This is a genomic window from Noviherbaspirillum pedocola (genome assembly GCF_016632335.1).
Classification (GTDB): Bacteria; Pseudomonadota; Gammaproteobacteria; order Burkholderiales; family Burkholderiaceae_D; genus Noviherbaspirillum_A; species Noviherbaspirillum_A pedocola.
Genome location: NZ_JAEPBG010000007.1, coordinates 196315 through 210273 on the forward strand (window position 1 = coordinate 196315; position 13959 = coordinate 210273).

Consider the following 13959-nt stretch of genomic DNA (forward strand, 5'->3'; position numbering starts at 1 on the left):
GCAAACCGTAGTACAGCGTGGCAATCAGCGGCCCGGCTTGATGCCGGGTCGCTGCTTTTGCAGGTGGCGCGACTATAATGAGCCTGCATTTAGTCGCTGACCGCCCACTTCTTTCATTCTTCCCAATATGTCAAACGCTAGCCGCCTCCCCGTCAAACTGCTGGCCGCCGTAATCGTCGCCGTCGTTGCGGCCTTCGGCTGGTACTCGCTGAATGCGAAACAACCCGCGCCGAATGTGACCTTCACTGGCCTCGATGGACAGAAATTCACGTCGGAAAGCCTGCGCGGCAAGGTCGTGATGGTCAATTTCTGGGCCACCTCCTGCGCCACCTGCGTCAAGGAAATGCCGGACATGGTCCGCACCTATGACAAGTACAAGAGCCAGGGCCTGGAATACGTCGCGGTGGCGATGAGCTACGATCCGCCGAACTATGTGCTGAACTATGCGAAGACGCGCAGCCTGCCGTTCAAGATTGCGCTCGACAGCAGCGGCGAACTGGCCAAGTCCTTCGGCGACGTGAAGCTCACCCCGACGACTTACGTCATCGACAAGCAGGGCAACATCATCAAGCGCTATGTCGGCGAACCGGAGTTCGCGCAGCTGCACAAGCTGCTGGAGAAGGCGCTGTCGGCCTGAACGATTTCAGGCCCGCAAACAAAAATCCCGGCGCGCAGCCGGGATTTTTTCATTACGGAAAGCGCTTCACACCACGCCGGCGCCATGCGCCTGCACGTCGGCGTGATACGAGCTGCGTACCATCGCGCCGACTGCCGCATGCACGAAGCCCATCTTGTAGGCCTCTTCCTCGAACATCTTGAAAGTGTCCGGATGCACATAGCGGCGCACCGGCAGATGGTCGCCCGACGGCATCAGGTACTGGCCGATGGTGAGCATGTCGACATTGTGTTCACGCAGGTCGCGCATCACCTGGAGGATTTCCTCGTCGGTCTCGCCCAGGCCGACCATGATGCCGGACTTGGTCGGCACTTCCGGATGCAGTTCCTTGAAGCGCTTCAGTAGGTTCAGCGAATACGCATAGTCCGAGCCGGGACGCGCTTCCTTGTACAGGCGCGGCACGGTCTCCAGATTGTGGTTCATCACGTCCGGCGGCGCGGCTTTCAAAATTTCCAGCGCCCGGTCCATGCGACCGCGGAAGTCCGGCGTCAGGATCTCGATGCGGGTAGCCGGCGACAGCTCGCGCACCCGCTCGATGCAGGACACGAAATGCCCGGCGCCGCCGTCGCGCAGATCGTCGCGGTCCACCGAGGTGATCACCACGTAGGAAAGCTTCAGCGCGGCAATGGTCTTGGCCAGGTTTTCCGGCTCGTTCGGATCGAGCGGGTCCGGGCGGCCGTGGCCGACGTCGCAGAACGGGCAGCGCCGGGTGCACTTGTCGCCCATGATCATGAAGGTCGCGGTGCCCTTGCCGAAGCATTCGCCGATGTTGGGGCAGGACGCTTCCTCGCAAACGGTGACGAGTTTGTTGGCGCGAAGGATGTCCTTGATTTCGTAAAAGCGGGTCGTGGGAGAGGCGGCCTTGACGCGGATCCAGTCGGGCTTGGCCAGGCGTTCGGCCGGCACGATCTTGATCGGGATGCGCGCGGTTTTGCCGGCGCCTTTCTGCTTCACGGTCGGGTCGATGGACGGTGCAGCGGTTTCAAGCGGGTTGATTGCCATGGTGTCGGTGCGCGGGTTGCGCGCAACTATCCTTTCAGTCGGTCTATCAAGCGATGGGCCAGCAGTTGCCGCACTTCCTCCAGGGGAGCAGTCACGCCAAGAGTGCGCATGTCCACGGTGGCCATGCCGGCGTAGCCGCAGGGATTGATCCATCCAAAGGGAGCGAGGTCCATCGCCACGTTGAGCGAGACGCCATGATAGGTGCAGCCATTGCCGCGGATCTTCAGGCCCAGCGCGGCGATCTTGGCGCCACGCCATTGGCCTTCCGCGATGTAGATGCCCGGTGCGCCGGGCCGGCGCTCGCCGGCGAGATTATACGCCGCCAGCGTATCGAGCACCGCCGACTCGATGTTGTGCACGAATTCGCGGGCGTAAAGCCGCGCGGCTGCGGCTTCGCGGCGCGCGCGGCGCAGATCCATCAGCAGGTAGATAACGGCCTGGCCGGGACCGTGGTAGGTGACCTCGCCGCCGCGGTCGGTCTGGATCACCGGGATGCCGTGGGCGTCGAGCACATGAGACGGATCGGCCGCCAGGCCCAGCGTGTAGACCGGCGGATGCTCCACCATCCACACCTGGTCCGGCGTAGCTTCATTGCGGGCATCGGTGTAGGCGCGCATGGCCTCGAAGCTGTCGGTATAGGCTTCGAGGCCACGGTCGATGAGAAGAGGCGCTTCCTGCGTCGATGACATCGATGACACTGGCCTTACAGCACGACCTTGACCATCGGATGCGAGGACAGCGCCCGATACAGGTTGTCGAGCTGCTCGCGGCTGGTGGCGCGCACCGTCGCCGTCAGCGACAGGTAATTGCCCTTGCTGGACGGGCGCATGTCCATGCGGCCGGCATGGAATTCCGGGTCATGCTGCGTGACGACCTCGACGATGGTCTGCGCGAAGCTGTCATGCATCGCGCCCATGATCTTGATCGGGAAATCGCTCGGGTATTCGATCAGGGTATCGGTTTGCTGGTCCATCTCGGCTCCTTGAAATCGGCCTCTCAAGCGGCCGCTTTCGCCGCCTGGTAAGCCTCGTGCAATGTGCGATAGATGGGGCCGGGCGCGCCGTTTCCAATGGGCTTGCCGTCCAGGCTGCTCACCGGAACGATTTCCTTCGTGGCCGAGGTCAGCATCACCTCATCGGCGGCGAAGACTTCCTCGCGCGCAATGCGCCGCGCCTGCAGCTCGATGCCGCATTGCGCGCACAGCTCTTCGATCAGGCCGTAGCGTATGCCTTCGAGGATCAGGTTGTCCTTCGGCGGGCCGGCCAGCACGCCGTTCTTCGCGATCCACACGTTGGACGACGAGCCTTCGGTGAGGAAGCCATCGCGGAACTGTATCGTCTCGGTCGCGCCGCTCTCGGCGGCGTATTGCGCGGCCAGCACATTGCCCAGCAGCGACACCGATTTGATTTCGCAATGCAGCCAGCGCTTGTCATCCATGGATACGCAGGCAATGCCGCGCTCGCGCACTTCGGCGCTCGGCAGCACCAGCGGATTGGTCATGATGAACACCGTCGGCTTCACCTCCTTCGGAAACGCATGGCCGCGCTTGGCCACGCCGCGGGTGACTTGCAAATACACCATCTGGTCCTCGGCCGGATGCGCATCGACGACCTGCGCGATCAGCCGCATCCATGCATCGAGCTCATGCGGATTCGGTATGGCGATCGCGTCCAAGCTGCGAAACAGCCGCGCCATGTGCTGCTTGGCGCGGAACATGCGCCGGCCATAGATGGGGATCACTTCATACACGCCGTCGCCGAAGATGAAACCGCGGTCGAGCACCGGGATCTTCGCTTCGGAAAGCGCAGTCATTTCGCCATTTAGATAGACCAGGGGATCGTTTGCGTCGTACACGTCGTTGTCCGGGAAGAAGTGGAAAGGCGCCATTGTTGCATAGCGATGCGATGCCGCCGATGCCGATTCGGCATGGGTTCAAACAGCGCAAAGGCAATGCTATGCGCCCTGACGTTACTCATCGTTTCCACGCCCACAGCAATGGACGAATCGCCATCATGCTATCGGCGCGCCGCAATTCCTTCCCTCATCCAGACAAGCCATCCATGACGCTTTCCTGCCCGACATTGCGCTACAGCGTGCTCGCTCGCCTCTTCCTTGCCACATGTGCCCTTGCATCCGCCCTGCCCGTCCACGCCGAATGGAAGCATGCGCTCGGCATTGCCGAGCGCCAGTTCACCGTCGACGAATATGCGCCCTCGGGCCGACGCATCGTGCGCGAGCAGGGCTGGATGCCGGGTGTCGAAGCACGCACCACCTATCTCACCGGCGCCTGGGCCTGGTCGGCCGAAGCCGAATGGCATGGCGGCGACATCAGTTACCGTGGCCAGACGCAGTTCGGCGCACCAGCGTCTTCCTCCACCGGTACCGGCCTGCTGCAACTGCGCAGCAAGCTGGCCTATGCGTTTGCCGACGCCTGGTCCGCCTTCGCCGCGCTGGAATGGCAGCGCTGGCGGCGCGACATCCGCGGCACAGCGAATGCGGCCGGCCTGAACGAGCTGACCCGATCGCAGCGTTTACTGCTCGGATTGGAATGGGGTGAGCGGCACAATGCCTCGTCGCCCTGGTCCGCGAGCGCGGCGTTGGTGCTGGCACGGCCGGAGCGATTGGGGGTGCGTTTCTCGGGTTTGTATGACGACGCCGAATTCGATACCCGCTCCGCCGTCGGCGCACGGCTGGGAACGGCATGGCGCATCGGCAAACAGTGGCAATTGCATGCGGACTTCGATTGGATGCGCGTGCCGCGCAGCGATGACGCGCCGCTCACAAGGAACGGCGCGTTCGCCGGCATGGTCGCGCAGCCAGAACACAAGATGCGCAGCATCACGCTCGGGCTGCGCTATTTGTTTCCGTAGAGTGGGTGCAACCCACGCGTCTCTCCGACCCACCAGACGCGTGGGCGCAGCAGGCCCTACCTACTTGATCCACAACCGCAGCGAATCCCACGCACGGCCGAAGATGGTGGCTTGCGACACCGGCTCCAGCGTCACCAGCGGCACCTCGGCGATGGTCTTGCCTTCATCCATCAGCTTCATCGTGCCGACCCGCATATGCTCCGGAATCGGCGCGACCAGCGGTTCACGACGCTCCACCACCGGTTTGATACGCTCGGCCGCGCCCTTGGGCACGGTCACATACACATCGTGATCGAATCCGAGCTTGACCTCGCTCTGCGAACCCTTCCACACCGGCGGCGTCAGCACCGGCTGCCCCTTCGCATACAGCTTGACCGTGTCGAAATTGAGGAAGCCCCAGTTCAGCAGCTTCTGGCTTTCCTGCGAGCGCACCGAGTCCGAGGTCGCGCCGATGACGACCGAGATCAACCGGCGCTCGCCGCTCTTGCCATTGGGACGCCGGGCCGAAGCGATCAGGCAATAGCCGGCGGCCTGGGTATGGCCGGTCTTGACGCCATCGACCGACGGATCCAGCCACAGCAGACGGTTGCGGTTCTGCTGCGTGATGCGGTTGTAGGTATAGCTCTTCACCGCGAAGATCTTGTAGTACTCGGGAAAGTCGTTGACCAGGCGATCGGTGAGCAGCGCCAGGTCCTGCGCGGTGGAATAGTTTTCCGCGCTGGGCAAGCCGTGGGCATTGGCGAAGCGGGTGTTCTTCAGGCCCATGTCCTGCGCGGCCTTGTTCATCTGCGCAACGAAAGTGTCTTCGCTGCCCGATACCGCTTCGGCCAGGGCCACCGCGGCGTCGTTGCCGGAGGACACGATCAGGCCATACAGCAAGTCCTTGATCGTCACCGGCGTCTTCGGGTCGATGAACATCTTCGATCCGTCCGATGCGGTCTTCCAGGCACGCGTCGATACGGTGACGCTCTGCTCCATCGTGATGCGCTTGTCCTGCAGCGCCTGGAACACCAGGTAGGTGGTCATGATCTTGGCCAGCGACGCCGGCTCGATGCGCCGCGCCGGATCCTGCGCGGCAAGCACCTGGCCGCTTCCGGCATCGAGCAGCAGCCAGGACTTGGCGGCAATCGCCGGCGCCGGCAGGCTTTGCGCAACGGCGACGGAAACAAGCGACAGGGACAAAAGAAAAGCGGCAAACGCCGCGACTGGTCTTTTCATCGAATCACCGGCGGAATGCGAACGCGCGCCGGGATGGCGCGCGCTATGAGGGAAGCCGATTATAGCGTTGGCTCAAGCGGGAAAAACCGCTTCAGCGCGACCACAGGGCAACGACGAGATTCTTGATGTGATGCAGCTTGCGATGGAAGAAATGATCCGACCCGGGAATCACTGTCACCGGCACATCCTGCGGCCGCGCCCAGTCGAGCACGTCGGCCAGCGGGATGGTGTCGTCATGCTCGCCATGGATCAGGATGGTGTCGGCCGGTATCGTCGGCATGGCCCATTTGCCGGCGGCCGCGCCGACCAGCACCAGGCGCTCGGGCGCCTGGCCCTGTTCTTCGAGCCGCTTGCACAACTGCGCCTGCACGAAGCTGCCGAAGGAAAAGCCGGACAGCGCCACCGGCAGGCCCGGATACTGCTGCTGCATGTGCGCCAGCAGCAGCGCCATGTCGTCGGTCTCGCCGCGGCCTTCGTCATAGGTGCCGGCGGACTTGCCGACGCCGCGGAAATTGCAGCGCGCGGTGACATAGCCGAGCGCGACAAAGGCGCGTGCCAGCGTCTGCGCCACCTTGTTGTCCATCGTGCCGCCGTACAGCGGATGCGGATGCGCGACCAGGGCGATGCCGCGCGGGGTTGGAAATTGCGACGCGTCGGGCAGATCGAGCGCGCATTCCATGTCGCCGGCGCCGCCGGCGATGGTGAAGCGTTGGGTATGGACGTTCATCAGGTTCAGATCTTCAGCCTGTCGACCACCTTGCCGTTGACCAGGTCGGACTCGATGATTTCATCGATGTCGCTGGTGTCGACATAGGTGTACCAGGTGCCTTGCGGATAAATGACGATCACCGGGCCTTCCTCGCAGCGGTCCAGGCAGCCGGCCTTGTTGACGCGGATCTTGCCCTGGCCGGACAGCTTCAGCTCCTTGATGCGTCCCTTGGCATAGGCATGCGCATCGACCGCGCCGGTATCGGCGCAGCAGGGGCGGCCTTCGTCGCGGTGATTCGTGCAGAAAAACACGTGCTTTTCGTAATACGGTTTGTCGCTCATGGGGAGTCGCTTCGGAAGGTGGGCAACGGCGGAACCGGGATGATACACCCCGACTTGCGCTCCTGCAGGCGAGCGCCGTCAAGGCTGTGCCAGAATGACGGGACCGCCGACGCGCAGGCCGACAGCAATGCCTGCGCGCGAGGTCTCCCTCCAGCGGCCCGGCCTTTTTGCCTGTATGACTGCCGGGCTCCTTATGCGCATCTCTGAGGCAAGGTGACACATGAGCATGAACCAGGCATTCCTTGACGCACGCGATTTCCTGCAACGCCACCGCACGGACTACGACGCCGCCCGTGCGGGTTTCACGGCGCCGCGGCTGGACCGCTTCAACTGGGCGCTGGACTTCTTCGATCACCAGGCGCGCGGCAACGACACGCCGGCGCTGTGGGTGGTGGAGGACGACGGCAGCGAGCAGAAGATCTCGTATGCCGAAATGGCGCGGCGCTCGGATCGCATGGCCAATCACTTGCGCGCGCTCGGCGTGGGCCGCGGCGACCGGGTGATGCTGATGCTGCCGAACCGCGTCGAGCTGTGGGAATTGATGCTGACGCTGATCAAGCTCGGCGCGGTGATGGTGCCGACCACGATGCTCGTTACCACCGACGATCTGGCCGACCGCATCACCCGTGGCGAGATCCGGCACGTGGTGGCGCAGTCTTCCGAGGCCGGCAAGTTCACATCGCTCGACGGCTTCACCCGCATCAGCGTGGGCGGGCGCATCGACGGCTGGCACGCGCTCGAAGACGGCGCCGCGGCCGATGAAGCTTTCACGCCGGATGGCGAGACGCTGGCCACCGATCCGCTGCTGCTGTACTTCACCTCGGGCACCACCTCGCGGCCGAAGCTGGTGCTGCACAGCCATCAGAGCTATCCGGTCGGGCATCTGTCGACGATGTACTGGATCGGCCTGATGCATGGCGACGTGCACTGGAACATCAGCTCGCCCGGCTGGGCCAAGCATGCATGGAGCTGCTTCTTCGCGCCCTGGAATGCCGGCGCCACCGTCTTCGTCTACAACTACGCGCGCTTCTCGGCGCGGCATGTGCTGGACGTGATTGCCGGCTGCAAGGTGACGTCGCTGTGCGCGCCGCCGACAGTGTGGCGCATGCTGATCCAGGAAGACCTGCCGGCCTGGAAGACCGCACTGCGCGAACTGGTCGGCGCGGGCGAGCCGCTGAATCCGGAAGTGATCGAGCAGGTGCGGCGCGCCTGGGGCATCACCATCCGCGACGGCTATGGCCAGACCGAGACCACCGCGCAGATCGGCAACACGCCGGGCCAGCCGGTGAAGCCCGGCTCGATGGGACGGCCGCTGCCGGGCTATCGCATCCTGCTTGCCGACCATGACGGCAAGGATGCCGACGAAGGCGAGGTGTGCATCGCGCTCGATCCGCCGCCGCAGGGCCTGATGCTCGGCTATGCCGGCGACGAAGCCAAGACCGCGGATGCGATGCGCGAGGGCCGCTATCACACCGGCGACATCGCGCAGCGTGATGCCGACGGCTACTACTTCTACGTCGGCCGCAATGACGATGTGTTCAAGTCCTCGGATTACCGCATCAGCCCGTTCGAACTGGAAAGCGTGATGATCGAGCACGAAGCGGTACTGGAAGCGGCGGTGGTGCCGAGCCCGGATGCGCTGCGGCTGTCGGTGCCCAAAGCGTATCTGACGCTGCGCCAGGGCCATGCGCCCGACCGCGCAACCGCGGCCTCGATCTTCCGTTTCGTGCGTGAAAAGCTTGCGCCCTACAAGCGCATCCGCCGCATCGAATTCGCCGAACTGCCCAAGACCATCTCGGGCAAGATCCGGCGCGTCGAATTGCGGCGCCAGGAAGAGTCGCGCGGCGAAGGCCGGCCGATGGAATTTCGTGAAGAGGATTGCGGCTGAGGCGGTAGTGCTACCGCGACGGACACGAAAGCGAGCGCGCCAAGTGCATGCATCAGGGAAAAGCAGTTTTCCCTGATGCACCGAAGACGCTCAATCATCGGGATAAGGGATCGAACCGGGCTTGCTTGCCCGGACTTTCCCAAGGGCGATCCGTTTCCGCCCATGGAATTGACCACAATTAATGCCTCCCGCATTAATGCGAACCCGTTGAAAAGAATGCAGTCCCATCTGCATGAACAAGGCTTTCAAAATCATTGGCTATACCCTGGGCGGCATCGTCTGCCTGCTGGCATTGACGCTCGCACTGCTGTCCTTCGTCGACCTCAACCGCGCCAGGCCGTGGCTGTCGGAAAAGGTCAGTGACGCCACCGGCCGCAGCTTTGCAATCAATGGCGATCTGTCGCTGAGCTGGGAGCGGCCGCCTCAGGAAAAAGGCTGGCGCCGCTTCGTGCCGTGGCCGCATCTGCGCGCCAAGGACATCGAACTCGGCAATCCGGACTGGGCCACCACCGGCCCCGACATGGCGCGCATCGCGCAGGTCGACTTCAACATCAATCCGCTGGCGCTGCTGAAGAAGACGGTCAGCGTGTCGTCGCTGATCATGACCGAGCCGAACCTCGCGCTCGAGGAAGACAAGAAAGGCCGCACCAACTGGAATTTCGCAAAGAAGGATGACAAGGAAAGCCCGAAGGGGCAGTCCGGATGGAAGTTCGAGCTGCATGACCTGGCGATCACGCGCGGCACGATCCGCTATGTCGACGCCGGCAAGAAGGCCGACATGCGCATACGCATCGATACCAACGAGGACAACAGCGTGTCGTGGAAACTGGCCGGCAGCTTCAACGGCGAGAAGATCACAGGAAAAGCGCAGACCGGCGAGCTGCTGTCGCTGCAGGCGCAGGGCGTGAAGTATCCGGTGAAGGCGGAGGTCGAGGTTGGCGAGACCGTGATCACCGCGGATGGCACGCTGACCGATCCGTCGCATCCGAGCGCGGTCGATGTGAAGGTCAACATCCATGGCGCCAGCATGGCCGACCTGTTCCCGATTTCCGGTGTGCTGCTGCCGCGCACGCCGAAGTTCTCGACCGAGGGCCGCCTGGTCGGCACCCTGGGCCGCGGCAATCTGAACCTGCGCTATGAAAACTTCAAGGGCCGGGTCGGATCGAGCGACATCGGCGGCACGCTGGCCTATGAGCAGAAGCAGCCGCGACCGCTGCTGCATGGCGAAGTGGTATCGAACCGGCTCGATATCCGCGACCTGGAAGTGCTGGTCGGCAGCGGCGACAAGAAGCAGAAGCCGGGCGAGCCGAAGCAGCCGCCCAACAAGGTGCTGCCGGTGGCGCCTTTCAATACCGACCGCTGGGGCAAGATGGATGCGGACGTCACCTTCAGCGGCAAGGAAATCATCCATGGCGACCGGCTGCCGCTGGACAACCTGCGCACCCATGTGCGCATGGACAACGGCGTGCTGGCGCTGGCGCCGCTGGACTTCGGCATCGCCGGCGGCAGGCTTACCACCGAGCTCAACATCAATGGCGGCAGCGATCCGGCCAAGGCGCGCATGAAGGTGTCGGCGCGGAGCATCCGCATCAAGGAACTGTTCCCGAAAGTCGAATCGATGCATGCCAGCGTCGGCAAGATCCAGGGCGACGCGCAATTGTCCGCGACCGGCAATTCCTTCGCCGCGCTGGCCGCGTCGGCGAACGGCGAAGTCAAGGCGCTCATCAGCCAGGGCACGGTCAGCGAATTCATCATGGAAGCGATCGGCCTGAACGTGGCACGCGCCGTCACCGTCAAGCTCTTCGGCGACAAGCAAGTCAAGCTCAACTGCATGGCGGCCGATCTGGATGCGAAGAATGGCGTGCTCACGCCGAAAGTCTTCCTGCTCGACACCGAGGATGCGATCGTCAACGTCGACGGCAACGTCAATCTGGCCAAGGAAACGATGGACCTCGACATCCGCCCCAAGAGCAAGGGCCTGCGCTTCATCACCCTGCGCTCGCCGCTGTATGTGCGCGGCACCTTCAAGGACCCGGACGTCGGCGTGAACAAGGGCGTGCTGGCACTGCGCGCCGGCGCGGCGGTGGCCCTGGGCGCAATCGCCGCGCCGCTGGCTGGCCTGGCCGCATTGACCCAGCCGGACCGCGACGAAGACGCCGCCTGCAACACCCTGCTGGCTCAAGCAGGCGAAAAGCCGGTGGCGCCGCCGCCCGGCAAGACGGCTGCCACACACCACAGCGCAAAATCCGCACGCTGATCCACGCTGCGGCGTGGCATCCGATGCCGCCGGCGCGCCATGCGCCGGCCGGTCCTCTCCGGCCCCTCCTGATCAATACTCTCCTTTCCAGTCGACATGCGGCGCAAACACCGCGCCGTGCTGCACGCGAGCAAGAAGTTAATTGCCATCGCTTGCGATGCAAAATATAATCGTTCTCATTTAGATTCGTACCCAGCCATCAGCGCGCGCGGCCGCCGTGTGTATCTGGCCAACGAGTCCGTCGGTAACAGCGCGTGGCCGCCGCTGCCCCTGCCCCATCACACATGTCCAGCACCATGCTCACTCGCCGCTCTGTCGGCGTCACCGTCCATGCCTTGCGCGCGTTTGCGCTTTCCCTGCCTTTCCTGCTTGCAGGCTGTGGCGGCGGTGGCGGTTCGGACTCCACGGTGACGGCCAAGACTTCTTCCGATGCGGCAACGACGCCAAGCGCCACTACGGCGCAGACGAGCGTGGCGCTGAGCCAGCCCGCGCAACTCGGCCAGAAGATCTTCAGCGATGCGTCGCTGTCGGCCAGCGGCCGGCAATCCTGCGCGAGCTGCCACGATCCGGCCAGCGCGCATGCCGCGCCGAACGATCTGTCGGTGCAGCTCGGCGGCCCGGACATGACCACGCCCGGCTTTCGCGCCTCGCCTTCGCTGCGCTACCTGAACAGCACGCCCGCCTTCTTCTTCGCCGCCGACGGCACGCCCACCGGCGGCTTCAACCACGACGGCCGCGCGCAGACGCTGGCAGTGCAGGCGCAGCGCCCTTTCCTGGCACCGCATGAAATGGCCAATGCCAGCAAGGCCGATGTTATCGACAAGCTCAAGCGCACTGCATACGCCGAGGAATTCCGCACCGTCTTCGGCGCGGCCATCTTCGACGACGCCGACGCCGCCTTCGACCGCGCCACCTTCGCGCTGCAGCAGTTCGAGAAGGAAGATCCGGCTTTCCATCCCTTCGATGCCAAGTACGACGCCTTCCTGGCCGGCCGGGCGCAGCTCTCCGACGCCGAACTGCGCGGCCTGGCGCTGTTCAACAATCCGGCCAAGGGCAATTGCGCCGCCTGCCATCCGAGCGCGAAGGGCGCGGACGGCTCGTCGCCGCTGTTCACCGATTTCACCTACGACAACCTCGGCGTGCCGCGCAACGCCGCCATTCCCGCCACCGCCGATGCTGCGTATTTCGACTTCGGCCTGTGCGGCCCGGACCGCACCGACCTGACGGCGCGCCAGGACCTGTGCGGCGCCTTCAAGGTGCCGACGCTGCGCAACGTCGCCACGCGCCGCGCCTTCTTCCACAACGGCGCCTTCCATACGCTGCGCGACGCGCTGCGCTTCTACGTGCGCCGCGACACCAATCCCGAGGAGTGGTATCCGCTGGCCGCCAACGGCAGCGTGGACAAATTCAACGATCTGCCGCCTGAACTGCGCGGCAACGTCAACACCAGCGAAGCGCCGTACAACCGCAAGCCCGGCATGGCGCCGGCCTTGTCAGAGGCCGAGATCGACGATCTGATCGCCTTTCTCAACACCCTGAACGACGGCTACCGGCCCTGATCCCCTTTCCGCTCTTTACACAATAACGACACCATGAAAAAAACCCTGCTGGCCCAGGCGCTGCTCTGCTCGCTCGCCATCGCTCCCGCCGCCCATGCCGACGAAGCCGCGCTGATCAAGCGCATCGACGCGCTCGCCGCCGAACTGGAACGGGTCAAGGCCGAGCTGGCCGCAACGAAGCAGAAGACCGAGGCGGTGGAACAGCGCCAGCAGGCGGCAGCACCTGCAGCTGCGCCGTCGACCACGCCGGCATTGGCCGCGCAGCCGGTGCCGGTGCCGCCCGGCGCCAGCCAGGCCGCGCCGACCGCCGTCGTCACCAGCCCGGCATCGCCGGCCGGCAGCACCTATGCCGCCACCGACAGCGCGCCACAGCGACCGCAGACGGTGTTCTCCGCCTACGGCGAAATCAATTACAACCGTCCGACGCGCAATGCCAGCGAGGCGCAGGCCGATGTGCGCCGCACAGTGCTCGGCTTCGAGCATCGCTTCGACGAGCGCACCAAGGTCGTGGCCGAACTCGAATGGGAGCATGCGATTGCCTCGGCCAGCGACCAGGGCGAAGCCGCGGTCGAGCAGGTCTATGTCGAGCGCGAATTCGGCCTCGGTCTGCGCGGCAAGGCCGGCCTGTTCCTGGTGCCGGCGGGTCTGTTGAATCAGAACCATGAACCGACCGCTTACTACGGCGTGGAGCGCAACTTCGTCGAAACCGCGATCATCCCGACGACCTGGCGAGAAGCCGGCGTGGGTGTGAGCAGGACGCTGGATAACGGCCTGACGCTCGAAGGCGGCCTGACCACCGGCTTCGACCTGAACAAGTGGGATTCCACTTCCAACGAAGGCCGCGAATCGCCGCTGGGCAGCATCCACCAGGAAGGCCAGCTGGCGCGCGCCCGTAATCTCGCGGTGTATGGCGCGGCCAACTGGCGCGGCGTGCCGGGGCTGCTCGTGGGCGGCTCGGTATTTACCGGCACCGCCGGCCATGCCACCGCCGGCTTCGCGGCCAACAATGCGCGCGTCACGCTGTGGGATCTGCATGCGCGCTACAACCCGGGCCGCTGGGATCTGTCCGCGCTGTATGCGCGCGGCACCATCAGCGATACCGAGGCACTGAACCTGACCTTCGCCGGCAATCCGACGCCGGTGCCTTCGTCCTTCTACGGCTGGTATGGCCAGGCGGCGTATCGTTTGTGGCAGCACGGCGATTACACGCTGTTCCCGTTCGCGCGCTACGAGCGCTTCAACACCGCCAAGACCTACGCGGCCATGCCCGCCGGCCTGGGTGTAGCCACGCTGCCGGATGAGCGCGTGGTCACCGTCGGCGCGAATCTGCGCATCGGCGACGGCGTTGTGCTCAAGGCCGATTACCAGAAATTCGCCGAGGACAAGAGCCGCGACCGCGTCGACCTTGGCGTAGGCTTCTCCTTCTAAAACCGATATCG

Annotated in this window: 13 protein-coding genes; 6 read left to right on the top strand and 7 right to left on the bottom strand. The window is 64.4% G+C overall.

Features of this window, described 5'->3' with window-relative positions:
* Positions 1–127: 127 nt before the first annotated feature.
* On the top strand, positions 128–637 hold the full coding sequence (locus JJB74_RS17425) for a TlpA disulfide reductase family protein (RefSeq protein WP_200593828.1): 510 nt from the start codon (positions 128–130) through the stop codon (positions 635–637).
* Positions 638–703: 66 nt separating this feature from the next.
* Here the strand turns inward: JJB74_RS17425 and lipA are convergent, their stop codons facing one another.
* Genes lipA through JJB74_RS17445 form a run of 4 tightly spaced genes read right to left on the bottom strand, consistent with a single transcriptional unit; the run spans position 704 to position 3490 of the window.
* Positions 704–1678 carry a lipoyl synthase gene (lipA, locus tag JJB74_RS17430; protein WP_200593830.1) on the bottom strand — a complete coding sequence of 325 codons (975 nt, stop codon included), beginning with the start codon at positions 1676–1678 and terminating at the stop codon, positions 704–706.
* Between the two features lie 26 nt (positions 1679–1704).
* Complete coding sequence (lipB, locus tag JJB74_RS17435; RefSeq protein WP_200593832.1) at positions 1705–2367, bottom strand: lipoyl(octanoyl) transferase LipB; 663 nt, start codon at positions 2365–2367, stop codon at positions 1705–1707.
* Between the two features lie 14 nt (positions 2368–2381).
* The gene (locus tag JJB74_RS17440; protein ID WP_200593833.1) at positions 2382–2651 is read right to left on the bottom strand and encodes an HP0495 family protein; all 270 of its coding nucleotides are present in this window, start codon (positions 2649–2651) and stop codon (positions 2382–2384) included.
* A gap of 23 nt (positions 2652–2674) precedes the next feature.
* Positions 2675–3490: a D-amino acid aminotransferase gene (locus tag JJB74_RS17445; RefSeq protein ID WP_234484267.1), complete on the bottom strand. Its 816-nt coding sequence runs from the start codon at positions 3488–3490 to the stop codon at positions 2675–2677.
* Between the two features lie 248 nt (positions 3491–3738).
* Between JJB74_RS17445 and JJB74_RS17450 the strand changes: the two genes are divergently transcribed.
* Positions 3739–4548, top strand: a complete 810-nt coding sequence (locus tag JJB74_RS17450) for a hypothetical protein (protein WP_200593837.1) — start codon at positions 3739–3741, stop codon at positions 4546–4548.
* 60 nt (positions 4549–4608) lie between these two features.
* On the opposite strand, the gene JJB74_RS17455 is transcribed toward JJB74_RS17450, so the two are convergent.
* From JJB74_RS17455 to JJB74_RS17465, 3 genes are all read right to left on the bottom strand, one after another.
* Positions 4609–5766, bottom strand: a complete 1158-nt coding sequence (locus JJB74_RS17455; RefSeq protein WP_200593839.1) for a D-alanyl-D-alanine carboxypeptidase family protein — start codon at positions 5764–5766, stop codon at positions 4609–4611.
* A gap of 91 nt (positions 5767–5857) precedes the next feature.
* Complete coding sequence (locus JJB74_RS17460; protein ID WP_200593841.1) at positions 5858–6493, bottom strand: alpha/beta hydrolase; 636 nt, start codon at positions 6491–6493, stop codon at positions 5858–5860.
* Between the two features lie 5 nt (positions 6494–6498).
* Positions 6499–6816 (bottom strand): (2Fe-2S) ferredoxin domain-containing protein, encoded by a 318-nt coding sequence (locus JJB74_RS17465; protein ID WP_200593843.1) that lies wholly within the window; start codon positions 6814–6816, stop codon positions 6499–6501.
* Between the two features lie 220 nt (positions 6817–7036).
* Between JJB74_RS17465 and JJB74_RS17470 the strand changes: the two genes are divergently transcribed.
* The 4 genes from JJB74_RS17470 to JJB74_RS17485 all read left to right on the top strand — a co-directional run bounded on the left by JJB74_RS17470 (position 7037) and on the right by JJB74_RS17485 (position 13948).
* A complete protein-coding gene (locus tag JJB74_RS17470) occupies positions 7037–8704 on the top strand; it encodes an AMP-binding protein (protein WP_200593845.1) in 1668 nt (555 codons plus the stop codon).
* A 232-nt stretch (positions 8705–8936) separates the two neighbouring features.
* Complete coding sequence (locus tag JJB74_RS17475; protein WP_200593847.1) at positions 8937–10961, top strand: AsmA family protein; 2025 nt, start codon at positions 8937–8939, stop codon at positions 10959–10961.
* A gap of 284 nt (positions 10962–11245) precedes the next feature.
* Entirely contained in the window at positions 11246–12520 is a 1275-nt protein-coding gene (locus JJB74_RS17480; RefSeq protein WP_200593849.1) for a cytochrome-c peroxidase, read from the top strand.
* Positions 12521–12553: 33 nt separating this feature from the next.
* A complete protein-coding gene (locus tag JJB74_RS17485; RefSeq protein WP_200593851.1) occupies positions 12554–13948 on the top strand; it encodes a hypothetical protein in 1395 nt (464 codons plus the stop codon).
* Positions 13949–13959 lie beyond the last annotated feature (11 nt).

Excerpts from the sequence above, each read along its gene's own strand:
- lipB (WP_200593832.1), bottom strand. The coding sequence starts at position 2,367 with ATGTCATCGACGCAGGAAGCGCCTCTTCTCATCGACCGTGGCCTCGAA.
- JJB74_RS17455 (WP_200593839.1), bottom strand. The coding sequence starts at position 5,766 with ATGAAAAGACCAGTCGCGGCGTTTGCCGCTTTTCTTTTGTCCCTGTCG.
- JJB74_RS17425 (WP_200593828.1), top strand. The coding sequence starts at position 128 with ATGTCAAACGCTAGCCGCCTCCCCGTCAAACTGCTGGCCGCCGTAATC.
- JJB74_RS17450 (WP_200593837.1), top strand. The coding sequence starts at position 3,739 with ATGACGCTTTCCTGCCCGACATTGCGCTACAGCGTGCTCGCTCGCCTC.
- JJB74_RS17460 (WP_200593841.1), bottom strand. The coding sequence starts at position 6,493 with ATGAACGTCCATACCCAACGCTTCACCATCGCCGGCGGCGCCGGCGAC.
- JJB74_RS17485 (WP_200593851.1), top strand. The coding sequence starts at position 12,554 with ATGAAAAAAACCCTGCTGGCCCAGGCGCTGCTCTGCTCGCTCGCCATC.
- JJB74_RS17475 (WP_200593847.1), top strand. The coding sequence starts at position 8,937 with ATGAACAAGGCTTTCAAAATCATTGGCTATACCCTGGGCGGCATCGTC.
- JJB74_RS17470 (WP_200593845.1), top strand. The coding sequence starts at position 7,037 with ATGAGCATGAACCAGGCATTCCTTGACGCACGCGATTTCCTGCAACGC.
- JJB74_RS17445 (WP_234484267.1), bottom strand. The coding sequence starts at position 3,490 with ATGACTGCGCTTTCCGAAGCGAAGATCCCGGTGCTCGACCGCGGTTTC.
- JJB74_RS17480 (WP_200593849.1), top strand. The coding sequence starts at position 11,246 with ATGTCCAGCACCATGCTCACTCGCCGCTCTGTCGGCGTCACCGTCCAT.
- JJB74_RS17465 (WP_200593843.1), bottom strand. The coding sequence starts at position 6,816 with ATGAGCGACAAACCGTATTACGAAAAGCACGTGTTTTTCTGCACGAAT.
- JJB74_RS17440 (WP_200593833.1), bottom strand. The coding sequence starts at position 2,651 with ATGGACCAGCAAACCGATACCCTGATCGAATACCCGAGCGATTTCCCG.
- lipA (WP_200593830.1), bottom strand. The coding sequence starts at position 1,678 with ATGGCAATCAACCCGCTTGAAACCGCTGCACCGTCCATCGACCCGACC.